This is a genomic window from Paenibacillus sp. V4I3 (assembly GCF_030817215.1).
Taxonomy (GTDB): Bacteria; Bacillota; Bacilli; order Paenibacillales; family NBRC-103111; genus Paenibacillus_E.
The window spans coordinates 2,862,008-2,884,566 of record NZ_JAUSZA010000001.1 but is presented as its reverse complement, the minus strand read 5'-3'; the positions used below and the strand labels follow the sequence as shown (position 1 = coordinate 2,884,566).

Annotated in this window: 19 protein-coding genes; 5 read left to right on the top strand and 14 right to left on the bottom strand. The window is 43.1% G+C overall.

The features are described 5' to 3' along the window. Positions 1–66: 66 nt before the first annotated feature. The 4 genes from QFZ77_RS13220 to QFZ77_RS13205 all read left to right on the top strand — a co-directional run bounded on the left by QFZ77_RS13220 (position 67) and on the right by QFZ77_RS13205 (position 6,318). Complete coding sequence (locus QFZ77_RS13220) at positions 67–2,436, top strand: helix-turn-helix domain-containing protein (RefSeq protein ID WP_307440150.1); 2,370 nt, start codon at positions 67–69, stop codon at positions 2,434–2,436. Between the two features lie 337 nt (positions 2,437–2,773). Then, entirely contained in the window at positions 2,774–4,426 is a 1,653-nt protein-coding gene (locus QFZ77_RS13215) for a type 2 periplasmic-binding domain-containing protein (RefSeq protein ID WP_307440147.1), read from the top strand. A gap of 70 nt (positions 4,427–4,496) precedes the next feature. Continuing rightward, positions 4,497–5,426 carry an ABC transporter permease gene (locus tag QFZ77_RS13210; RefSeq protein ID WP_307440145.1) on the top strand — a complete coding sequence of 310 codons (930 nt, stop codon included), beginning with the start codon at positions 4,497–4,499 and terminating at the stop codon, positions 5,424–5,426. A 16-nt stretch (positions 5,427–5,442) separates the two neighbouring features. Continuing rightward, entirely contained in the window at positions 5,443–6,318 is an 876-nt protein-coding gene (locus QFZ77_RS13205; RefSeq protein ID WP_307440143.1) for a carbohydrate ABC transporter permease, read from the top strand. Between the two features lie 235 nt (positions 6,319–6,553). On the opposite strand, the gene QFZ77_RS13200 is transcribed toward QFZ77_RS13205, so the two are convergent. The 9 genes from QFZ77_RS13200 to QFZ77_RS13160 all read right to left on the bottom strand — a co-directional run bounded on the left by QFZ77_RS13200 (position 6,554) and on the right by QFZ77_RS13160 (position 15,695). Beyond that, positions 6,554–7,405, bottom strand: coding sequence for a type II CAAX endopeptidase family protein (locus tag QFZ77_RS13200; protein WP_307449476.1), 852 nt, complete (start codon positions 7,403–7,405; stop codon positions 6,554–6,556). 2 nt (positions 7,406–7,407) lie between these two features. After that, complete coding sequence (locus QFZ77_RS13195) at positions 7,408–7,962, bottom strand: PadR family transcriptional regulator (RefSeq protein ID WP_307440141.1); 555 nt, start codon at positions 7,960–7,962, stop codon at positions 7,408–7,410. 189 nt (positions 7,963–8,151) lie between these two features. Continuing rightward, the gene (locus QFZ77_RS13190; protein WP_307440139.1) at positions 8,152–9,909 is read right to left on the bottom strand and encodes a glycoside hydrolase family 2 protein; all 1,758 of its coding nucleotides are present in this window, start codon (positions 9,907–9,909) and stop codon (positions 8,152–8,154) included. Between the two features lie 172 nt (positions 9,910–10,081). Continuing rightward, entirely contained in the window at positions 10,082–10,360 is a 279-nt protein-coding gene (locus tag QFZ77_RS13185) for a hypothetical protein (protein WP_307440137.1), read from the bottom strand. A 61-nt stretch (positions 10,361–10,421) separates the two neighbouring features. Then, positions 10,422–11,507: a GerAB/ArcD/ProY family transporter gene (locus tag QFZ77_RS13180; protein WP_307440135.1), complete on the bottom strand. Its 1,086-nt coding sequence runs from the start codon at positions 11,505–11,507 to the stop codon at positions 10,422–10,424. A 35-nt stretch (positions 11,508–11,542) separates the two neighbouring features. Further along, the gene (locus QFZ77_RS13175; RefSeq protein ID WP_307440133.1) at positions 11,543–11,776 is read right to left on the bottom strand and encodes a hypothetical protein; all 234 of its coding nucleotides are present in this window, start codon (positions 11,774–11,776) and stop codon (positions 11,543–11,545) included. 6 nt (positions 11,777–11,782) lie between these two features. Continuing rightward, complete coding sequence (locus QFZ77_RS13170) at positions 11,783–12,967, bottom strand: Ger(x)C family spore germination protein (RefSeq protein WP_307440131.1); 1,185 nt, start codon at positions 12,965–12,967, stop codon at positions 11,783–11,785. 33 nt (positions 12,968–13,000) lie between these two features. Then, the gene (locus tag QFZ77_RS13165) at positions 13,001–14,569 is read right to left on the bottom strand and encodes a spore germination protein (RefSeq protein WP_307440129.1); all 1,569 of its coding nucleotides are present in this window, start codon (positions 14,567–14,569) and stop codon (positions 13,001–13,003) included. Positions 14,570–14,594: 25 nt separating this feature from the next. Beyond that, on the bottom strand, positions 14,595–15,695 hold the full coding sequence (locus QFZ77_RS13160; RefSeq protein ID WP_307440127.1) for a GerAB/ArcD/ProY family transporter: 1,101 nt from the start codon (positions 15,693–15,695) through the stop codon (positions 14,595–14,597). 172 nt (positions 15,696–15,867) lie between these two features. Here QFZ77_RS13160 and QFZ77_RS13155 point away from each other — a divergent pair, with 172 nt between their 5' ends. Further along, positions 15,868–17,550: a DUF2339 domain-containing protein gene (locus QFZ77_RS13155; protein ID WP_307440122.1), complete on the top strand. Its 1,683-nt coding sequence runs from the start codon at positions 15,868–15,870 to the stop codon at positions 17,548–17,550. A 636-nt stretch (positions 17,551–18,186) separates the two neighbouring features. On the opposite strand, the gene QFZ77_RS13150 is transcribed toward QFZ77_RS13155, so the two are convergent. Genes QFZ77_RS13150 through QFZ77_RS13130 form a run of 5 tightly spaced genes read right to left on the bottom strand, consistent with a single transcriptional unit; the run spans position 18,187 to position 22,417 of the window. Then, positions 18,187–19,107 (bottom strand): MBL fold metallo-hydrolase, encoded by a 921-nt coding sequence (locus tag QFZ77_RS13150; RefSeq protein WP_307440120.1) that lies wholly within the window; start codon positions 19,105–19,107, stop codon positions 18,187–18,189. Positions 19,108–19,133: 26 nt separating this feature from the next. Further along, a complete protein-coding gene (locus tag QFZ77_RS13145; RefSeq protein ID WP_307440118.1) occupies positions 19,134–20,162 on the bottom strand; it encodes an ABC transporter substrate-binding protein in 1,029 nt (342 codons plus the stop codon). Between the two features lie 35 nt (positions 20,163–20,197). Next, on the bottom strand, positions 20,198–20,953 hold the full coding sequence (locus QFZ77_RS13140; protein ID WP_307440116.1) for an ABC transporter permease: 756 nt from the start codon (positions 20,951–20,953) through the stop codon (positions 20,198–20,200). Continuing rightward, positions 20,886–21,725: an ABC transporter ATP-binding protein gene (locus tag QFZ77_RS13135; RefSeq protein ID WP_307440114.1), complete on the bottom strand. Its 840-nt coding sequence runs from the start codon at positions 21,723–21,725 to the stop codon at positions 20,886–20,888. The genes QFZ77_RS13140 and QFZ77_RS13135 overlap by 68 nt, the downstream gene beginning before the upstream one ends. A gap of 26 nt (positions 21,726–21,751) precedes the next feature. Next, entirely contained in the window at positions 21,752–22,417 is a 666-nt protein-coding gene (locus QFZ77_RS13130) for a Crp/Fnr family transcriptional regulator (protein ID WP_307440112.1), read from the bottom strand. Positions 22,418–22,559: the final 142 nt, after the last annotated feature.

Here is a 22,559-nt window from a genome sequence, read left to right as displayed (position 1 = left end):
TGAGAGCGCATTCATTTCAAGATCCTGGTGCTCATTATCGATGATCGATTGTGAGGGGATTTGCTTATGCGGAATAAAATCTTCATTAATGGACAAAGTATCGTCTTAACGTGGATGATCTCCTATATCGTCATTCTACTTTTACCCGTGGCAATCGGCTTATTGTTGTATATGGAATCCAGTAAAACACTGAAAGAAGAAATTCAGCAAGCCAATGATTCTCTTTTAAAACAAGTTCGGGAAATTATGGACAATCAGTTTAAAACCATGGAACAGCTGAATTTCGAGATTACTTGGAATGTAAGCGTTCAGGAGTTGCTCTATTCGAATAAATATGACGCATTTCCCAAAGAATATAGATATGATGCTTATCAAATCGCACGTATACTATCTATGTACAAAACCTCCTACCCGCTGATCGATTCTTTCTATATTTATTTGAATAAAGATCAATCTGCTATTCTTCCTACCACCGTTAGAACAAATAGCTTTGCCTATGAAACTTTACATATGAGCGATGCTTTCTCGTTCTCATCATGGCAAGCCATTGTGACCCGCAGCAATTTCAAAGGATTTATTCCCATGTACCGGATTGGCGACGATAATAAGCTGCGAAAAACGGTAGCCTACATCAGCACATACCCCGAAGAGCATAATAAACCGCTAGCTACTAACGTCATTATGGTCGATCAATCTCGTATTATTGGCGCCATTCAAAATATGGAAATTTTCAACAAAGGTCACGTACTCATCCTAAATAATGAAAATCAAATTTTGGCTTCCAACTCCACAGATTCGCTTCCAACCGATTTTCCTTTTGATCAATTAGATAGCTCGTCTAATTTCTATTACACCGACTCTAGTGGCGAGAAATATGAAGTTTTCAACATTCAGTCACCACGTTCCAAACTAAAATATGTGTCTATGATGCCCAGCACCGTATATTGGAAAAAAGCCGCTCACATTCGTAACCTAACTTATTTGAGCATGGCGATCAGTTTGCTTGGCGGAGGTATCCTGACTTATGTGTTTCTAAGAAGAAATTACAACCCCGTTCGTCGGTTGGTACATGCATTTTCCAAAAAACAGACTTTACAATCTAGTAAACGATACAATGAATTTCATTTCTTACAAGAAGCCGTGGACAGTACATTAATCGAAATTGCTGATTTCAAAAATAAAATGGAGCAGCAGCGGCACATTGTCCGCTCCCACTTTATCGAAAAGCTGCTGAAAGGAAAACTGGACAGCCAGATTCCTATCGATGAGGCCTTAACGACCTTTGAAATGAAGCTAGACCGTCAGGATTTTGCCGTCATGCTATTTGTTGTCGATAAGAGTGAACCCTTCTTTGAACGAATTAACCATACGCCTGAAGGGGATAAATGGAAGCTTCTTCAATTTATTATTATGAATGTCGTGGAGGAACTATTATCTGAAAGGCACCGTGGGTATGCTGCTGAGATTGATGATACCCTCGCCTGTTTAGTCAATTTAACCATGGAAGATGGATATAGCTCCAAGCTGGAGTTACTTAGAATCGCAGACAAAGCGCAAACTTTCCTCTCATCCACTTACGATATCAACTTAACAATTTCTATAAGCAGTATCCATGAACGTATCGCTGATGTACCTCAAGCTTTCTTAGAAGCTCTAGATTCCATGGCCTTTAAGCTTGTTATGGGTGGACCAGAGATTCTATCGTATGACGATTTGCAAGCAAATGTCACCTGCGAGTCTAATTCCGGCTATTATTATCCGGCGCAGATTGAGCAGCAATTCATGTATGCTGTGAAGCTAGGGGAGCTTGAAGAAGCGCAGATGATTCTTACTGAGATTATGAATAAAAACTTTGATAATCCTGGCATTTCGGTTTCCTTAACGAAGTGTCTTATGCTCAATCTGGTAACCACCATGATGAAAAGCATTAGCGAAACCGGAGATATCCAGGAAAGCTTCTTTATACGCAACCCAAAACTTCTCGACCGCCTTCTATGCAGTAAAACCGTTCAAGATATGCAGCTCCAGCTCAGTGATATGCTCGAGCAAGTGTGTGTCTTCACGTCAGCCAAACGGCAGCATACGATTTCACTTACACGACAGAAAGCCCTTCAGCAATTGGTAAATGAAGTGACGGCCTATATCGAACATAATTACACAGACGCTAATCTGAATGTCACGATGATTGGCAGCCACTTTAACCGCAAAGCCACCTACCTATCGAAGCTATTCAAGGATTATGTGGGAGAGGGGCTGCTCGATCGCATTAATAAAGTCAGAATTGAGAAATCCAAGCTGCTGCTAGGGCGGCAAGAGCAATCGGTCGGCGATGCGGCTTACGGGGTGGGCTTCAATGATATTAATGCTTTTATTCGTGTTTTCAAAAAGGTGGAGGGCATCACACCGGGGAAATACAAAGAGCTGATTGAAAAATAAATGGGGTGAGGCAATCACCTCATTTATTTTTGGGCTGCAAGCGAATATTGGCTAAATTGATGAAGCAATTGGATATTTTGTAGAGTCTACGCACAGAATTCGAGAACCAATTGGATATTTTGCAGATAGTCAAAATGGAAGCGCTGTCATATAGTTAGGTTAGACATACCGCTACTCACCTCACACAATCTTAAACAGTTTTCCAGGGAAACTCAGTATCGCTTCGATAGCCGTTTTCTAAACTCGGCAATGCTTACAATTCCAGTTTTCTGGCGAAAAACTCAGTATCGCTTTCGTTGCCAGTTTTTCTGGCGAAAAACTTTTAGGAGGTCAACCTATGAAAAAGAACAGAAAAAAAATGTTCACCATGCTGGTTACAACATCATTGATGGGGAGCTTAGTCGTTGCATGTTCATCCAACACCCCGACTACAGTCAACAGCGCTAGTCCCAAAGCAACTGCCGGTGGAACGACCGCTCCTAGTGCTGCCGCTGTCACTTATCCTCTAAAAGTGGACAAAACACTAACCTACTGGGGTGAGCTTTCAGGTAATCTAACGGGAGTAAAAGCAGCCCACGCAGATGTACCATTTTTCCAAGATTGGCAGAAGAAGACAGGTGTTAATCTGAAGTTCAGCGCTCCTCCCACAAACCAAGCAGATCAAGCTATTAATGTCCTATTAGCTACAGGTGATTTACCTGATATGATCGAGTATGATTGGCAGGGGAAATTCCCAGGTGGTCCTGAAAAAGCGATCAAAGACGGATACATTCTAAAATTAAATGATACGATCGATAAATTTGCACCGAATTTGAAGAAGTTCCTCAAAGAGCATCCAGAAGTTGATAAACAAGTAAAAACCGACAATGGCAGCTATTACGTCTTCCCTTTCATCCGCGGCGATGATTACCTGCGTGTCTTCCAAGGTCCTATCATTCGGAAGGATTGGCTGGATGATCTGGGTCTACCTGTTCCTCAAACCATCGATGAGTGGTACACAACACTCAAAGCCTTTAAGGAGAAAAAAGGCGCAACGGCGGCCTTCTCCGTCGTGAGTGTTCCCAGACCTTTCAACGAGTTAGCAAACGGCGCTTTTGCAGGTGCCTTCGGTGTGACGCGTGATTTCTTCATCGACAATGGCACAATTAAGTTTGGCCCAGCTGAAAAGGGCTACAAAGATTTCCTGGCTACCTTCCACAAATGGTACGAAGAAGGGCTGATTGATAAAAACTTCGCAACAGCAGATGGCAAATCCTTAGACGCCAACATGGCTTCCGGCGCGACAGGTGTGACCGTACAGAATGCCGGTGGAGGCATCGGTAAATGGCAGCCGCTAATTACAGCTAAAGATCCTAAAGGCGTTCTCATCGGGGCTCCATATCCGGTTCTCAAGAAAGGCGACATCGCGATGTACGGCCAGAAGGATCCAGCTAATGCGCCCGGAGGTATGGTGGCCATCACTGCGTCTTCCAAAAATATTGAAACCGCAGCGAAGCTTCTTGACTATGGCTACTCCGAAGAAGGTCATACGTTCTTCAATTTCGGAACGGAAGGCGTTGCTCATAAATTAGAGAACGGCTACCCGAAATATACGGACCTTCTCATGAAAAACCCGGATAAATTGGCACCGGCACAAGCTCTGTCACTGTACATCCGCGGTAACTATAATGGTCCTTTCGTTCAGGATAAACGTTATATCGAGCAGTATCTGGCTTTGCAAACACAACGCGATGCCGTTTCCACTTGGCAGAAAACGGATGTTGATAAACACAAACTGCCTCCTATTACAGCTACACCGGAAGAAAGCACAGAGCTTGCCAAAATCATGACTGACCTCAATACACTAGTCGATGAAATGACGCTCAAAATTATTTTGGGAACAGAGCCAGTGGATAGCTTTGATAAATACATGGAAAAATTCAAATCCGTTAAGCTAAGCCGTGCTCTCGAAATTAAAAAGGCATCCTTAGATCGTTATAACAAAAGGTAGATGACAGGCCAGGGGGAGGGCAGCGGCTCTCCCCACTTTACTAGAATCCCGCGGCGAAAGGAGAGATATCATGCGTAAAGCAGGGGAAGCAACCTTCCAAATACGCTTCAAGCGCGATTTTCTGCTGAATAAATATTTATACCTGATGATGGTTCCCGTTCTGGCTTATTACTTTATCTTCCATTATGCGCCGATGTATGGAGCCTTGATTGCGTTTAAAGAGTACACCCCCAATAAAGGCATTCTGGGCAGTGAGTGGGTTGGCTTCCAACACTTTAATGATTTCTTCAGCAGTTATTATTTCTGGCGAATTCTCAAGAATACCGTCATTATTTCCCTTTACTCGCTATGTTTTGAATTCCCAGCTCCGATTATTTTGGCGATTCTTATTAATGAGCTTACGAATAAAAAGTTTCAACGCTTCGTTCAGACGGTCACCTACATGCCGTATTTTATTTCGCTCATCGTTATTGTCGGAATGATCAAAGATTTTACGAATAACGGCGGTTTAATTAATAACTTTCTGACTTATTTTGGCTTCAATGATACGGCTATGCTGCAGAAACCGGAATTATTCCGAACAATCTATATTTTATCTGAAATATGGCAAAAAATCGGATGGGAATCCATTATTTATCTAGCCGCACTCATGGGCATTGACCAGGAGCAGTACGAAGCGGCGAAAATGGACGGTGCCAACAGAATCAAGCAAATTTGGCATATTACCTTACCTGGTATTCTCCCAACCATTGCGATCATGTTCATTTTACGTATGGGGAATTTATTGAACGTTGGCTTTGAGAAAATTATTTTGCTCTATAACCCCAGCACCTACGATACGGCGGACGTCATCTCTTCTTTCGTTTATCGCAAAGGGCTCATAGAATTTGGTTGGAGCTACAGCTCTGCGGTTGGTTTGTTCAATTCTGTGATTAATCTAGCCTTACTCATTGCAGCAAACAAAATAAGTAAAAAGATAAGTGAAAACAGCTTATGGTGATGGAGGTGGTGTTGAAATGAAAACGAGCTATTCGGACAGAGTATTCGTCACTTTAATCCATGTCTTTTTACTCATGCTTGTCGTCGTTACCCTGTATCCACTTCTCTATGTCACATTTGCCTCGTTTAGCGATGCCGGCCAATTGATCACGCATAAAGGGTTCCTGATTAAGCCTCTGGGTTTCAGTTTAGAAGCTTACAAAAGTGTTTTTAATAACCCTGCTATTCTAAAAGGCTACCGAAATACGTTGTTTATCCTCTTTTTCGGTGTCATTACGAACCTTATTGTTACTGCTTTAGGCGCTTATGTGCTCTCCCGTAAAAATGTCATGTGGAACCGCGTATTCATCTTCGTTGTCGTATTAACGATGTTTTTCCACGGTGGCCTTATACCGCTTTATCTCGTTGTAAAAGGCGTCGGTTTAATCGACTCCCTATGGGCGACCATTTTGCCCTTTGCCATCAACACATTTAATCTGATCATCATGCGCACAGCTTTCATGGCGGTCCCAGAAAGCTTGGAGGAATCTGCTAAAATGGATGGGGCCAATCATTTTGTGATTCTTTTTCGTATCATTATCCCGCTTTCCATGCCCGTTATTGCCGTAATGATCTTGTACTATGCCGTTGAGAAATGGAATGGTTGGTTCTATGCGTCCATCTTCCTAAAGGATCGTGACCTCTACCCGCTCCAGCTCACTTTGCGAGAAATATTAATAGCGAATAATACCGATTCCATGTCATCAGGGGCTAATGCGGCCGAGCAATTTCAAATAGGGGAAACGATCAAATATGCAACTATCATGGTAGCTTCGGTGCCTATTCTTATTTTGTATCCATTCGTGCAAAAGTATTTCGTCAAAGGCGTCATGATTGGCGCTGTCAAAGGGTAAAACAAATCGCCGTTCGCCTCTTCAACGAGGTGACGACGATACGTCTTTTTCCGCTAAGCGGTCGTTTGAGGACCTCTCAGTACAGCCTCCGAACATTCTGGCGGCCTCTTCCAGCTGAGCGGTCACTTTCGGCTCGCTCAGCTTGCTGGGGGCCGTCGTATCTGAGAAACCTCCAATGCGATTGAGCTTCTAGCCCCTTCCAGACAGGGAAAAACAAGCCACACCCTGCGCAATTTTACACGGGGAACTGCGGCTGTTTTGGGAATCCAGGAGGTCCTTGCCGGAGTGTCGTTCTTTTTCTTCTTTTATACATCCATACACCGGCAAGTGCCGTTAAGACAATGGCGATGATTCCTTCCGGACTGGGCATAGCCAAATAACTAAATTCCGTTTTCACGAGAACGAACTTTTTCAGAATCAATGTATCAATGAAGGCATTTCCAGCCATGTGCATGAAGACGGCTGGCCAAACGCTTCGAGTCATCAGCAGAATCTCACCGTACAGAACCGCCATGACGATCACGCCAAGCATCATGCGAGGGATATAGGTGATCATGCTTTCCGTGGTCTCCACGAACAGAAATAAATAAGGAAAGTGCCACACGCCCCAAATTAACCCCACGGCAATATGAACGATAAAACGATGATAACCAAGCGTATAAAGCTTTGGAGCCAAATAGCCTCTCCATGCAAATTCCTCAAATATGTTTTTGATGAGGCTTGGCACAAGAGCTAAACCGACTGCCGTCAAATAGTGAGAAGACATTGGGGACATATTCGTCCACCCCAAGCTTGAACTGATTCCGACAATCACCATGGTCATTAAGGGAAAGAATAACAGGCTGAATAAATAGAGAAATGCGTTTCCTTTGACTCGAGGTTTGATGCTGAAATCTTTCCACCCATCTCCCATCCAACTGCGCAAAATGACCATCGTCAGGAGGGGAGACACAATCCAAATCAATTGCCCCAGACTGCCATTCTCATCCGTTCCGGCCTGCAAATCAACCAGTCGTCCGATCCAGCCGCAGCTTAACGCAACAAGCGAGAAAATAATCACGTTGCGTAGCGTTTTGTTATCCTTCATTTTCAAGCTCCCAGCTCCTCTTTTATTTTCTGAACATACTTCTCGTACCACGCTTTCAAGAAATCATAATAATCACTTCCGAATTCCAAAGTATCCAGCCTGCTTCTCACCTTCGGGTTGTTGAGAAGCTCTTGGTTTTTCCCGAGCTGTTCCCGATTCATTTGCTGAAACATCTTCAAAGTGGACCGGACCGTTTCGATCTCATTCAAGTACGTTTCAATGAGTTCAAGTTTTCTGAGATCTTCGACGTAGTTGAAGAAGAACATTTTGACGAGTGCCGGATCCCTTGGTTTGTCTAATGCGATCGGCTCACTGGCCCAACTCAAGAATTCCTTTTCTCCATCTTCGGTGATCGAGTAAACCTTCTTGTTCCTCCCCCCCTGACGCACTTCCGTTAAATGAACATGCCCATTCTGAACGAGTTTCTTTAAGGCTGGCTGTATGCTACCTTGACTGGAATTATAGAAAAATCCGGTGCTTGCCTCCATGTTTTTCTTAAGATCATAGGACGACTTATCCCCGTCCAGCAGCAAACCCAGAATGATTTTGTCCTGCATGATGGACACCTCCATTTATGTCTATTAGATATGTCCATTAGACATATACAACTAAATTCTATTTCCTTTATTTTCCTCTGTCAACATGATTAAAATTCCCTCCATACAACATCTCACAAGCAAGGGGCTGTCCTCAAGTAGATTTTACCTACTTTTAGGACAGCCCCATCTTAATCCGTGTAAGCCAGATTACTTACGATCATTAATAGCTTTAATGATTTCTACTGGAATTTTCGGCTTTCTGTCATATGTTAGAAGGCCGTTAATTTCCTGCTCGACGTCGGTTAACTGCGTGTAACAGTAACCCTGTACAACGCCGGAGTTTAGCAGAGGACGTATGACGGCGCGCAGCTTTTTCTCATAATCCTCGTCATTATCCGCCCCGGAATATCCCCAACCTTCCCATTCGCTTTTCTTGTAAGCAATACCGCCAAATTCGGTAACTAGAATCGGCTGATCTTCATAAGGGAAGCCTTCAACAAATAAGCGGCGATTCGCTGGCATCGCATGAACAGCTTTATCGCTAGAACTGTAGCGCTCTTCCAGCACATCTTCACGCCATTCATAGTCATGAATGGTGAACAGATCCGTTTTCACAAGCTCCCAACCATCGTTAGACACAACAGGACGCATCGGATCAAGCGATTTAGTCAAATGATACATGGTCAGAGCATGCTGCTGCTGCAATTTATCGATTTGAATATTAGGCACTCCCCAGCTCTCATTCAAGGGAACCCAAGCAATAATGGAAGGATGATTGTAATCGCGATCAATAGAAGCAATCCACTCATTCGTAAAACGACTAACATACTTCTCCGTATATTCATAAGCGTTAGCCGCCTCACTCCAAACGACTAATCCGAGCTTATCGCACCAGTAAAGAAATCTTGGATCCTCCAGCTTTTGATGTTTGCGCGCGCCGTTAAATCCCATTGCCTTCGTTAACTCGACATCTTGCTTGATCGCTTCGTCACTTGGCGGCGTCAAATTGCCATCTGGGAAATATCCCTGATCCAGAACCATTTTCAAAAAATAAGGGCGGTTGTTCAAGCATAATTTACCGTCCTCGATGGATACCTTACGCATCCCGAAATAACTAGTTACCACATCTACAGCTTTATTATCAACCAGCAGCGTGAACGTGACATCATATAAATTCGGATGCTCCGGTGTCCACCATGCACCGAGTCCATGATCGTTGAAATCATTCAGACGAATTTTTCTCGCCCCGGAGCTGCTGCGCATCCCATACGTATCTTCCGAAACGAGTTCTCCATTAAATGAAATCTCTACTTTCAGCTGCTGCTTGGCGTTTGAGTCAAAACCCTGGAGAAAGAATTGGAATTCCACTTGTTTCTCATCGATATCCGGGGTAATTTTTACTTTGTCCAAGTAGCCGTCGGCAGATACCGCTTCCATCCATACGGTTTGCCAAATGCCTGTCGTTCTCGTATAGAAAATACTTGCGGAATCCGTATGCCAATATTGCTTACCTCTCGGCAGCGTAACATCTTTGCTGTAATCGACCGCTTTGACAACCAGTTTATTCGTCCCAACCCGAAGCGCATCCGTGATATCTGCATGGAAAGGGGTATGTCCACCTTCGTGCTTAGCAACTAGCACCCCATTCACCCAAACCGAAGCTTCGTAATCCACCGCTCCAAAATGAAGCAGAATCCGCTTATTCTGAAAAGCTTCGGGTAAAGTTAGATCTCGGCGGTACCATACAACATCGTGAAACTCATTGCTCCCAATGCCGCTCAATTTACTTTGAAAAGCGAATGGCACTTGAATGGTTTTGGATAACTTTCTATCCCCCAAATGCCACTTCTCTTTACTTCCCACACGATCATCATCAAATTCAAATTCCCATTCGCCATTCAGGGTGATCCAGCTATCTCTTACAAATTGAGGTCTAGGGTACTCAGCTCGTGGTTGGTTGGTCATCAGTAATCGTTGCCTCCATATAATTAATTTAAAAGTTAACTAAATAACATAAATAACTCTTAATTATTATCATATCAAGCTCCCATAATGTCAATATGCGTTATTTAATTAACTTAAAAGTAACGCAAAAACACCTCTTCTCAGAGGTGTCCATTTCCTTTTTACCACATATTTAATCGATGTATCCGGCAAATCCCTTTTTCATTAAATAGTCCATCTCAGCTTCCAAAATGGTATCTACCGCCAGTTCTGTCAATTTCACATCGGGTCTGCCCAGAATATGATCGATCAGTTCATCGCTGTCAATATCAACTTCCCCTTTGGCATTTTCTTCCGCTTTGACAATATAATCCTTCTCATACTTCAATACCAGCTGAATTTGCTCAGGATCGGCCTTCGATTTGTCTACTATGAATTGTATTAGCTCTTGTTCGTTTAATTGCTCCGTCATGTGATGTCATCTCCTAATGGTTGTTTAAGACTATTGTAGCATAGTGTTGTCCGTGATTAAATTATACTCTCTTTCGAAAGAGAGCTACACCAATCATGCATACAGGCAGCAGAAATCCAAATGTGAATGCGTAGGTGAACCATATTTTGGAAACGAAATTTAGGAAATAACTTGTATTTGGGTATGAAACAATGGATAAAACAATCAGAATCATCCCTAAAGGGAGAAGCAGGGGACGAATTACTTTCATTTTCATGATTTGAGCGAAACTAAGGGCTGAAGCATAAAAACAAATCGTAAGCTTAAAGAAGATCGTGATAAACCAGATCCCCGCCATAATGACTTCCAATCTTTCCAGAAATCCTCCGATGCTGATCTTTTTCGCTAAGTTATAGCTTGGATACATTTGCCTTGCGGTCATAGCTGCACCAAGAACCAGAATCGATATCAGGGTTATGATTATCAATATGAATCCAGCGATCGCCGTTCCCACAAGAAAAGCTTTAATAGCTTTTTTATCGCAATTTACAAAAGGAATAACCATCAATAATACGATAAGTTCCATAAAGGGCGTTCCGATTAAAGTTAAGCTCGCTCTGATAACAGGCATGATGCCTTCGCCAAGATAAGGTTTAAGCTGAATGAGCCGGATTTGCGGCAGCAGGAAAATGACCATAGCAAAAAAGAATAGCATAACCCAAGGGAAAAAAATCTCCCCGGCACGTGCAATGGTTTCAAGACCGAGCCAGTTTGCCATAATAACAGCAGCGAGAAAGATTATGATAATAAACTGAAGCGGCGTATCTGGGAGAACCTGGGTTGTCATAAAGTCACCGATGTTCCGCAATACAAGCGCAGCGAGGAGGAGGAAGAAGCTGAAATAAAGTAAAGAAACTATTTTACCTATCCAAATGCCGAATATTCCCTCGCACATCTCCACTAAAGTTTGGTTAGGAAATTGCCTTACCAATGCATGATATAAATAGACCGTTAGCAAACCAAGACATACTGCCAGAATGGCGGATATCCATGCATCTTGCTTTGCTTCCGCGGCGAGGCCGGCGGGGGTTATTAATATCGAGCTTCCTACCGTAAATAGCGTAACGAGAATGGTGAATTGTCGGATACCAATAATACCATTTTCCATCTCCTTGCTACGCCCTCCTCTCGTTCTATCTCATTTTATTTCAAAAGCCCAAGTAAGAACTTGCTGAAAGGTTGAAAAACAAAGGTGATGAAATCTAACGGGTTGGGCAGTTTCATTTGCAAACTTTGGGCAATGCTCAGTATTGTACCCAGCAACAATAAACAGCAGAAAATAACAAATTCTTTATGCAGCCTTTTCTTTATAAGCGCTGGAATCTCTAGTATCGCGATAGCTGTAGAGGCCAAAAGTATCGCAGCAATTGTCCACATTTTTTATCATTCCTTTGTTTTTTGTAACAGAGAATCACTTACAGTGCCCAAACGACGAATCTTGACTTCTGCTTTCACATGTACGGGTAAATCAACAAATTGCTCCTTCCAGTTACTTTTGTTTTTATTCCAATACTTGGGGTCGGCACGATAAATCGCTTCACCAAAGCCGAAAATATCTACATCGTATTTTTTTGCTTTTTGAATAGCGGCTTCCATAATGCTTTGCACCTCTTTTTCCGCTGCTTTCTCCAGTTCCTCTATGCTTTGAGGATCGATGAGATCGATCTTACATTGCACTTCACCCACATCCTCCTCAAGATAAACATCAGCAAAGATTTGCGGTTTGCCGTTCTCCACTTTTCCTCTCATTCTCGTTTTAGTTCGCACCACTTCTACTGCTAAAATGCCGCCTGTGGGGCAAGGTATATGTCCGATCGTGCTTTTAACGTTATCTATAATATAATTGTAGCCTTTACTTTCCTTTTCATTTAGCCAACCGATAAGTTTGTCTTTTTTAAAAATCGCTACACCCGAATATTGTAAATAGGAAGAAGGGGCTATTCGATCCAAATTACTCATATCACTACCTTTTCTTGGATCACCTTTAATTTGTATGCCTGTTAATACGGGATCTTTTCCCTCTGTTTGCAGATCAGAAACTAAAGTATCTAATTTTACTTTTACCGTAGGTGCCCAAACCTTTTCAGATAACTCTAAAGTGGTATACAATTTATTTGAGGGAATTTTCTCGATAGGCGTAAGAATTTTCAATACATTCTCAGCCGTTGTTCCTTTGGCAACAACGATATAGAAATCAGTTCGCATCTCATGATTTCTTGAAATCCCATCCAAAATCGGCGTAATCCCTTCTCTGGCCAATTCTTCACTGATCACAAGAATCCGAAGATGGGAAGAGTACACTCTTCTTGGACTTTGTTTGGAAATTTTTCTTAAAGCTTCAAAAATAGTTTGGGATGTTGCTTGAAATGTGCTTACAGGTGTAGTCATTCCAGTCCCTCCTCTTTTTGAAGCCACTTCACCGGGGTTAACAATTTGAATCGTCACCTGCACTTGATCATCTTTTTTATCAAAACCCATACCAATCGATATGGCGAGATCATTAAGCTCGCGTCGACTCCAGCATCCCGTGAGTAATCCAATTATGATGAACAAGGCGACGAGCAGCATTCCATATCTTCGCATTACGATTGACTCCTTTATCTAGGGCTTGGTTTCAGGCTTATTCGAAGAAGCATTGTTCTCTCGAATGTTATTTTTTTGACTGATAAGCCGAGGCCTTGCATATAAAGCCCATTGCGGGAAGCGAAAAATCGTATCTTTCTGATCCGCTAATATGAACGGCGCCATTGGAGACATGTAAGGAATTCCGAAGGACCTTAAACTGCACAAATGAAGAACGATCGCGATAAGCCCAACTGTAACGCCAAATAAACCAAAAGAAGCCGCGATAAGCATTAAAAGAAATCTCAAAATCCGAATCGTAATCCCCATATTGAAGGAAGGAATGACAAAATTGGAGATGGCAGTGATAGCCACTATAATAACCATCGCAGGAGACACCAAACCTGCTTCTACTGCTGCTTGACCGATGACTAGTGCCCCTACAATTGAAACGGCTTGTCCGACAGTCTTCGGCAGCCTCACACCGGCTTCTCGAAGGATTTCAAAGGTTATTTCCATGACGACAGCTTCGATAAAAGCAGGGAAAGGGATCCCTTCTCTTTGAGCAGCTAAACTGATCAGAAGAGACGCGGGCAGCAGTTCTTGGTGAAAGGTGGTTATGGCAATATATAGGGACGGAGCCAACAAAGATATGAAAAAGCATACGTAACGAAGTAAACGAAGTAGTGTTGCAAAATCCGCTCGTTGGTAGTAATCCTCTGCAGATTGATAAAATTGAGTGAATAAAGCAGGTGCCATAAGCACAAAGGGAGTGCCATCGACAAGAATAGCGATACGCCCTTCCATTATGCCTGCAGCAATAACATCGGGACGTTCCGTATTGTACAAGGTTGGGAACGGGGTGAATGTTTCGTCTTGGATCAACTCTTCGATATTGCCGCTTTCAAAAACCGCATCAATATCGATGCGCCCGAGCCGAATTCTTGCTTCCTCCACCAACTTCTCATTCACAATTCCATTCAAATACATGATGGCGACTTCCGTTTTGCTCACACGACCGATTGTCATGGATTCCATCCATAGGTTGGGATCTTTTATTTTTCGTCTGATGAGTGAGGTGTTTGTGCTTATTAGCTCTGTAAACCCTTCACGGGGGCCCCTTACAACTGATTGAGTCGTTGGTTCTTCAACGGAACGATACTCCCCGCCTTGTGTATTCGCCGCCAACCCTTGTACATATCCATTCATTAAAATAACCGTTAATCCCGATAAAATAGATTGATATAAGGTTTCAAAATCGGTAATTTCGCGAACTTGACCAAGTATGCTCATTGAATTTCTTAATGCATTAAACGGGAACTCACTTGAATCAACTTTTAAATTTTCGCTTAGCATGGTTTGAATAGAACTTGGACTAATCAGTCCATTGATATAAATGACTCCAATTTGTATTGGATCTGCTTCATTCAGTTGTATAGTCTGAGTGATGATATCATTACTGTTTCCAAAGGCTTTTTTGACTTTGTCAAAGTTAAGATCTAGTGACTCCTCAAGAACTTCCTTTGGGATCAATAAGCCAGTCTGATTGGGCCGTGCGTCTGTTACGCTGTTATAATTATTCCGAAGAATTTTTTTGATGAACTTCATGGTATTACCACCTTTTCAAGTGATCTTAGTTCTTCATCATTGACTTTCGGATCGCGGCAACCCCTATTATGAGGATCGGATACAGCAGTCCAATGGTTAAAGCGTAGGGGATATAAGCTTTGGTATCAAATTCCGCCATATAAGCAACATTCGGATATACAACAAGCGAAAAAACAACCAGAATCATCCCTAAGGGCCAAACGAGCGGGCGATAATCTTCTATCTTCAAAATTTGAGCTAGTCCCGTAACGAAACCATAAAAATAAAAGGTTGTCTTGAAGTAAACCGTTAGAAACCATATCCCTGCTATAAGAATTTCAACACGTTCCAAAAAATTACCAATGTTAATCTGTTTGGCTAAAACATAGCTTGGAAACATATGTCTTTCCGTCATTTTAGTTCCCAATACCGATATGCATAAAAAGGTGATAATTACGAAACAAGCTCCGCCTATTAGGGTAGCAATCAGGAAAGCTTTTTTTGCCTTTTGAAAATGATTGACATGAGCAGGGAACACCATGAAGAGCACGATAAAAGGAAGTGAAGAAGTACCGGCAACGGATAAAGCCGCTTTTATCAGAGGTTTACTGCCAACTGAGAACATGGGCTGCAACTTTTCAACTTGAATCTCCGGTAAAAGACAAGCGACCAAAATAATAAATAGCATAATGATCCACGGGAAAAAAATCTCTGCCGCACGGACTAAGGTTTCTAGTCCAAGACGCACACCCATGACAACAACGATGGCAAATATACTATTGACGGCTTGAATGGGCGTTTCCGGCATGACGTGTGTGTTTATAAAATTTGCCATATAAAACAAGACAGTGGCTGCTCCGATAAAAGAAAAGAAAAGAAATACGAGTGAGAGCATCTTCCCTGGCCATTTTCCAAATAATTTTTCATTATATTCAACCAGGGTCAAGTTTGGAAAATAATCACCAACCTTGTTGTATAAGCATACGACTAACAAATTTAAGCCAACTCCAATTATAGCTGCGAGCCAGGCATCTTGTTTGGCATCAACAGCAAGCCCCGATGGAATAACCAAGATTGTAGTCCCAATTGTGTATATAATCACAAGTACAGCAAATTGACGCACGGATATTTTAATGTCTTTCAACATAATTCCCTCACCTAGTGATTCCATTTAATGATACTATTCCCATATTTCCATAAACCATTAACAAGATATGGATTCTAAATTGTTTCACATCATGATTAGGTTTAAAGTATAGTTAACATATAGGTGATGGAAAAACATTCCTAGGATTTTTTAAATAAAAGGGGGTGCTTGTATGAATTTGGATTTACGTGTGGATGCGTTGGAAATGAGGGTCAAAGAACTCGAAGAACAACTGAGCATCCTGCTTGAAAGAGAAACCAAATCACAAGCTCAGAAAGTACTTACGACACAACCAATATCAGATCAAAAACTACAATCGACGCAGCAGCCTCTTCAACATGAGGTAACAATACCGGTTCAGCAACCGGCGCCTCCAAGAGATTGGGAGCATTTGATCGCTCGCGTTTGGCTGCCGCGGATTTTCATCGTCGTCTTCCTGTTAGGTGTCCTATGGGGCTTTACAGCAGCCGTTAATGCGGGGATTATCACCGAACCTGTTCGCTGCATACTGGGCGTTATCGTCGCTGGCTTCATGTATTGGCAAGGAGAAATCCAAATTCGCCGGAAACGCATGGCTCTGGGGCAAGTGCTGCTTGGCGGATCCAGCGGGGTCCTTATTCTATCTCTTTTCGCAGCACATATGCTATTCGCATTGATTCCATCCACACTTTCGTTCGTTCTATACGTCGTTTCTATTGCTATAAGTGTATTTACGGCGGTCCGTCACCGGTCCCAGGCACTTATGATCATTACGCTACTCGCTGGTTATCTAGTGCCTTTCCTAGTCGACTCAGCCAAACCAAATATTTGGGTATTTGCAGGCTATGAAGGGTTATTTTCAATGGTCATGATCTTGTTATCGTTGCGTTATTCCTTTCGCGGCGCCTATTTTACTGCGTTTGGAGTTCTACATCTTCCATTAGTCTTTTCAACTCTGTTCGTAGATGACATAGGCAGCCGACCAGCGATCCTTACTGTCGTTATTTTGCAGCATTTGCTCCTCTTTGCGATATCTATTCTCCGTTCCAAAGACAGCCTGATTGGGCAGCGAATCACCTTATTCCTAAGCTTCGGCCTGCTCGCGGCGTGGACGTACGGCCTATATGGCGGTTCCAAAGATCGTGTCTTCTATGAATGGATGCTAGCGATATGGTCGCTTCTCTATAGCGGTACTTCTTTCTGGCTTTATCGTCAAAAGAGAGCTTTTTCCGTTCAGCTATCCATTGCAACGTTCAGCGTTTTCCTTTGGCTCATTTACGTGCTGCACGCGGATCAAGCCGGCTCCGCCATTCTTGTAGAGGGTGCAATTGCGCTATGTTTAGGTGCTAAATTCAAAAGCAAACTGCAACAAATCAGCGGGGCTATCACTTATTTCATAGGGATGTTATTCGTCCTAACTCATCCGATACGTGATATACTATCAGCCGAATCCTTTGCGTGGCTTGTACTCTTGGCAACTATTGGCGGTCTGTATGCTTTCTACCGTTCCATAATTGAAGAAGGCCGCGCTCGAACAGAAATTAGTCTCATCCTGCTATGGATGGAGTTAATTCTCTTACTTGTTTATCTCACACAACTGACCAATTCCCTGACGCGAACGATCACATACGATTACCAGCATTTGATACTTTCAGCAGTGTGGGTTGTTTATGCCATTCTACTCATTGTCTTTGGACTCATTGTCCATAAGCCTAAAGCAAGGCTAGTGGGCATCATTTTCTTATTTGTTACCTTACTCAAAATTATTTTCATCGATTTACCTGATGTATCTACAGCTGTTCGCGCTATCCTGTTTATCGGACTTGGAGCCATTGGTGTTGGTATTTCTAGATTATTTTATAAGCGGAAGGAATAGATTCCTCGCTGTAAGCGCGAAAACCGTGCTTACAGCGAGAGCTATGCGAGCCGAAGCTCGCCCACAGAATCCGAGAAGCCGGAAATCGACTTCTCGGCAGACCGTCTCGCGCGTCCATGCAGATTAAGCTCGGAAAATGCGCTTAACCTGCTTCTCCGTGTATGGGCTAAAACGGTTACCAATGTTGTAATTACTACAACAATTCACACGCCTAAAGGCTATTTTGCAAGTTGAAGTTGAAGTCCGTACAACATTTCGAGCCCATTGATTGCAATATCGCCTTTATCGGGCCCAATTGTTGTACAATATGCAACAATGAAGGGGGAGAGGCGGGATATTGGCAGAAATTGTTGTACATTCTACAACATCACTTCAACCGAAAATATAGATTCATTCATCCTGCAACCTCAAGAGAGCATGTATGACGATGTATACCGATAAGAATAAGACACCTCATTGGCCGAATAATTCGACGGTCTTGAAAATACAACAATTCAAGCCTAAGGCAGCTCTACAGCCTAAAAACTGGCTAAATTGTTGTATAACATATTATGCATATCCACTATCTCACTTAGCCTTGCAAAAATCGCGAAAAAGCCGTCCCGAGTCAATACTCGAGGCGGCTTTTCAATCTAACTATGAAAGATCAAATGCCATTAAATCTCTAGCCATCGTGATTCTACCCGAGTAGATATCTCGCATGCCTTCCGTGTAATCGGCCTCAGCCTCATCATTAGCTGCAGGCGCAGGTATATGGTGGGTGAGCACCAGATGGGCAACCCCTGCTGCTCGTGCGATTTCGGCGACTTCCAGCGTAGTTGAATGATACTTTGCAGGATTGGATAAGCCAATAGTCTGCTCTGGAAATTTGGCAATAAGCGCGTCTAGCCATGTTTTATTGTAAGATTCATGCACAAGTAAATCGACACCTTGACTTTGTTTAACCATATTTTCAACAGGGATCGTATCCCCCGAAATGACAACCGATTTGCCGTTGTATTCGAATTTATAAGCAATAGCTGGATAAACAGGCTTATGATCCACTTCGAAAGCGGTGATTTTAACACCACCCTGGTCGTAAACAATACCTTCGTTGCTTTCAAAATATTGAATGTCCGCCCCTGCCCCAGCTGAGAAATTAACATTCACCCGAAGATTCACGTCGAAATCAAAAGACTCTCTCATTTTACTAATAATCGCTTTCGTCGTCGTTGGCCCGTACACATTCATTGGACCTTTCCGCCCCTCAAATACCCGATCCGCGATCACATGTGTACGCCAGCTCGTAATGAATACATCGAAAAATCCGGAATTATGATCGCTATGATGATGGGTGAAAAAGATATCCGAAATCCGCTGCGGCATGATCCCCGCCTTAATTAGTTGATCAACGGTCGCGCCACCGCAGTCGAACAGAAAGGTTTTATCCCCTGCGAGAATGGCGACGCCTGCTTTGGCTCTACCATAAAAGGCCCTCGGTGTACCTGTACCTAGTATCACTACTTTGATATGCTCATGAAAATCCGGCAATAGGTTTTCCTGCGGTTGTATGTGCAAATGAATGACCTCCTAAGTAAGCTAGCTTATTTTTCTTTTTTCACTTCATTCAAAAGCGTTAAATCCAGGAATTTAGTGAAGTCTAGTTCTTCCGCTTTCACTTTTAAATATCCAGCCTCAAATGAGGCTTTAGCCTGCTCGTTAATATCATCTAAGGTGATATCTTCCGTTAATTTCAAATGATCGATGGCCGCTTTAATGAGCGCCGGATCCATCCCTTTGCCGGTTAACTGCTTTAATTCTTCGCTAATCAGACCATAGGCTTTGCTCGGGTTTTGCTGAATGAATTCGATGGCTTGTTTGTTTGCTTTCACGGCTTTTTTGGCCAAATCACGGTGCTCTTTGAGAAATTTATCGCTCGCTACGAGAATTGTTAATGGATAATTCCCGTCTTTTGGCGGAATTTTATTCCAATCTACTAGAATCGTTCCAGAACCTTCTTGAATGATTTGTGTCCCCCAAGGTTCTGCAATTAATGTAGCATCCACTTCTTTCTGCCTTATCGCAACCAAGGTATCTGCCGGAGCACGTGTAACAATTTGTACACCGGAAGTATCTGTGGATACTTTTAATCCTTCCTGTTTCAGCAGCAGGCGAAGTGATAGATCAGGCGTCCCACCTTTGGCAGCAACGGCCACGGTTTTACCTACGAGATCCTTAACAGATTGGATGCCAGCATCCTTACGTGCCACCAATACCGCTCCACCGTTATTTGCTCCAGAGATCACCTTGATATTTTTACTTTTCAAATATTGATTGATGACCGGTCCCGGACCTACATAACCAAGATCAATCTGATCTGTCGCAATCGCCGTTGCGAAGTCCGCTCCGTTGTCAAAAGCCGTGACTTCAATCTTGGCATTTTGGCCAAAGCCTTGCTGGAAGTAGTTATTTTGCAGTGCTACAAATCCCGGAGCGTGGGTAACATTTTTCAAAATACCAATTTTCACCGTCGTACTAGCAGCACTTGAAGGTGCTTCTTTACTCTGTCCGCAAGCTGACAATAGCAGTGATCCGGTTAACACCAAACCCATGACCCAACCTAATTTTTTCAAAATAATCCCCCCTTATTTGTTCTATGAAACGCTATTTATTTCTTAAGCTGAAAGCGAAGCACGATTTTATCCTCTAGCTGTTTGAAACAGAAATGATCCGAAATTGTACCTATAACGGCGATAATAATGACCACGCACAGAATGGATGCCGTATCTCCAAGGCCGCGTCCATCCTGCAGCATTTGCCCGAGACCCACTCCCTTAGCAATAAGCTCCCCTGCTACAAGTGCCCGCCAAGCAAAGGCCCAAGCTACTCGGATTCCTGTTATCCAATGGGGAAATGCCGCCGGCAGCTGCACTTGAAAGAACAATCGGTAACCGCTGCCTGTTCCAAGCATTTGCGCAGCTCTCAGATGAATCGGTGAAATATTTAAAATCCCCGTCCTGCTCGCCATGGACATCGTCCAAGTCGCACCTATCGTTGTTATGAAAATCACGGAAGTGTCATTAAGTCCAAACCAAATAATCGCGAAAGGAAGCCACGCTATACTCGGTACTGTCTGAAGTGCAACAACCACAAAGCCGAAAGTTTCGTCAAAATACCGATAACGTGCAAATAAATATCCCAAAATCGTCCCAAGCCCAATTGAAATCGCGAATGAAATGAGTAAACGACGAAGACTAGCTATAATTGCGTTAAGGAGATGCCCTTGCGTAAAGCCATCATAGAAGGCTTGGAAGGTTTGCAGCGGTGAAGGAAACTTCCACCCCCACTGAAAAACCCTAAATCCCAACTCCCATATGATCAGCAGAAGAATTAGAAATGCTGTTCTTCTTAAGGCTGTATTCATGGCCGAGCTCCTCTCTGACTACCTTCTCGAGCTCATCCGTCAGAGCTTCCATTATTTTATTTTCCAATGCGTGGATGAGCGGATCGCCACTTTGATGAGGCCTTGCTGCTTGTACGGCAAATTCCTTCTTGACCCTACCTGGCTGCGTCGCCATAACGATAACCCGATCTGACAAAATGACGGCTTCGCGAATGTTATGTGTAATAAACAAAATCGTTTTACCTGTTTTAAGCCAAATTTCTTCTAAATCCTTCAGTAAAATAAATCGCGTTTGTTCATCCAATGCCGCAAAAGGTTCATCCATCAACAGAATGTCGGGATCCATAACGAGCGCCCTGGCAATGGCTACTCTTTGTTTCATTCCCCCGGATAGCTCGTGTGGATAACGATCGAAAAACTTGCTCAAGTGAACGGCTTTAATCTGCTCAAAAGCGAGTGCATAGCGTTCTTTCTTCGATAGCCCCTTTTGCTTCAAACCGAATGCCACATTATCAAGAACCGTAAGCCAAGGAAACAGGCCGTGCTCTTGGAAAACAACGATCCGATCAGCCCCCGGGGCCGTAACCTTTTGCCCACCCACGGTAATCGTTCCGCTGCTCACTTTTTCAAACCCTGCTATCAGGTTCAAAAGCGTTGACTTCCCACAGCCTGAAGGGCCTACCACGGAGACGAACTCCCCTTTCTTAATCGTGAGAGAAACTTGATCCAACGCCGTATAGGAATTGCCTTTCCGCTGTGAAAAAGATTTATTCACATTGTTTATCGTAATCATTTGAATGCCCTCCAGGCCAATCTCCGTCATATGTCTGTGAAAAAACGGTTCGGATGATAAACTACGATCTTCTTTTTGGCGTAGTCGATGAGCCCTTTATCGCGCCATTTATTGAGTGTTTCTGTGACGGTTTGTCTGCTGCAGCCAATGACATAAGAGATTTCTTCATGACTGAGCGGCACCTGAACCTCAAGCTTAACGTCCGTCGGATTGCCAAGCTGCATGAGGAACCAAGCTAGCCTCCAAGCGACAGGGCGGGAAATGAGCGTTTCAACCATCTTCTGTGTTTGCAGAAGTCTGCGAGCTCCGAGAACGGCAACAGAATAAGAAAACTCGGCATTCTCCTTGGCCAATTCGATAAATTTCCGCCCATCTAGCGTAATGATTTGGCTGTCTACCAAACACTTGGCATAACGTTTCCGACGAATGTTCGTCAAAATTTCCGCATTACCGAATATTTCGCCCTCATAGCGTAGAAATAAGGTAATCCCTTGCCCCTCCTCAGAGGATTGGGAAATCTTAATTAATCCCGAGTCGACATAATAAGCACCGCTGGGTTGATCATTCTCCTGAAAAACAAACTCGTTTTTCCTGTAGGTCTGGATAGCCCCATGTTTACGAAATGCCTCAATCATGACTTCCTTGGTAGGGTCCTTCTCCTGAAGATCGGCAAGTTCATTCAATTGGTCCATAAGTGAAAACCCCTTTGCCAAGTTCCTATGACGCTATGTTTTAATGTTGAGTATTCCGATGTGTTATAGATATATTACCACATGATAACGTGATAGAATGTCGGATTCCCGACAAATACAAAAAAAATAGTTCAGGACAAAA

Excerpts from the sequence above, each read along its gene's own strand:
- QFZ77_RS13220 (WP_307440150.1), top strand. The coding sequence starts at position 67 with ATGCGGAATAAAATCTTCATTAATGGACAAAGTATCGTCTTAACGTGG.
- QFZ77_RS13215 (WP_307440147.1), top strand. The coding sequence starts at position 2,774 with ATGAAAAAGAACAGAAAAAAAATGTTCACCATGCTGGTTACAACATCA.
- QFZ77_RS13210 (WP_307440145.1), top strand. The coding sequence starts at position 4,497 with ATGCGTAAAGCAGGGGAAGCAACCTTCCAAATACGCTTCAAGCGCGAT.
- QFZ77_RS13205 (WP_307440143.1), top strand. The coding sequence starts at position 5,443 with ATGAAAACGAGCTATTCGGACAGAGTATTCGTCACTTTAATCCATGTC.
- QFZ77_RS13200 (WP_307449476.1), bottom strand. The coding sequence starts at position 7,405 with ATGAAGGATAACAAAACGCTACGCAACGTGATTATTTTCTCGCTTGTT.
- QFZ77_RS13195 (WP_307440141.1), bottom strand. The coding sequence starts at position 7,962 with ATGCAGGACAAAATCATTCTGGGTTTGCTGCTGGACGGGGATAAGTCG.
- QFZ77_RS13190 (WP_307440139.1), bottom strand. The coding sequence starts at position 9,909 with ATGACCAACCAACCACGAGCTGAGTACCCTAGACCTCAATTTGTAAGA.
- QFZ77_RS13185 (WP_307440137.1), bottom strand. The coding sequence starts at position 10,360 with ATGACGGAGCAATTAAACGAACAAGAGCTAATACAATTCATAGTAGAC.
- QFZ77_RS13180 (WP_307440135.1), bottom strand. The coding sequence starts at position 11,507 with ATGGAAAATGGTATTATTGGTATCCGACAATTCACCATTCTCGTTACG.
- QFZ77_RS13175 (WP_307440133.1), bottom strand. The coding sequence starts at position 11,776 with ATGTGGACAATTGCTGCGATACTTTTGGCCTCTACAGCTATCGCGATA.
- QFZ77_RS13170 (WP_307440131.1), bottom strand. The coding sequence starts at position 12,967 with ATGCTGCTCGTCGCCTTGTTCATCATAATTGGATTACTCACGGGATGC.
- QFZ77_RS13165 (WP_307440129.1), bottom strand. The coding sequence starts at position 14,569 with ATGAAGTTCATCAAAAAAATTCTTCGGAATAATTATAACAGCGTAACA.
- QFZ77_RS13160 (WP_307440127.1), bottom strand. The coding sequence starts at position 15,695 with ATGTTGAAAGACATTAAAATATCCGTGCGTCAATTTGCTGTACTTGTG.
- QFZ77_RS13155 (WP_307440122.1), top strand. The coding sequence starts at position 15,868 with ATGAATTTGGATTTACGTGTGGATGCGTTGGAAATGAGGGTCAAAGAA.
- QFZ77_RS13140 (WP_307440116.1), bottom strand. The coding sequence starts at position 20,953 with ATGAATACAGCCTTAAGAAGAACAGCATTTCTAATTCTTCTGCTGATC.
- QFZ77_RS13135 (WP_307440114.1), bottom strand. The coding sequence starts at position 21,725 with ATGATTACGATAAACAATGTGAATAAATCTTTTTCACAGCGGAAAGGC.
- QFZ77_RS13130 (WP_307440112.1), bottom strand. The coding sequence starts at position 22,417 with ATGGACCAATTGAATGAACTTGCCGATCTTCAGGAGAAGGACCCTACC.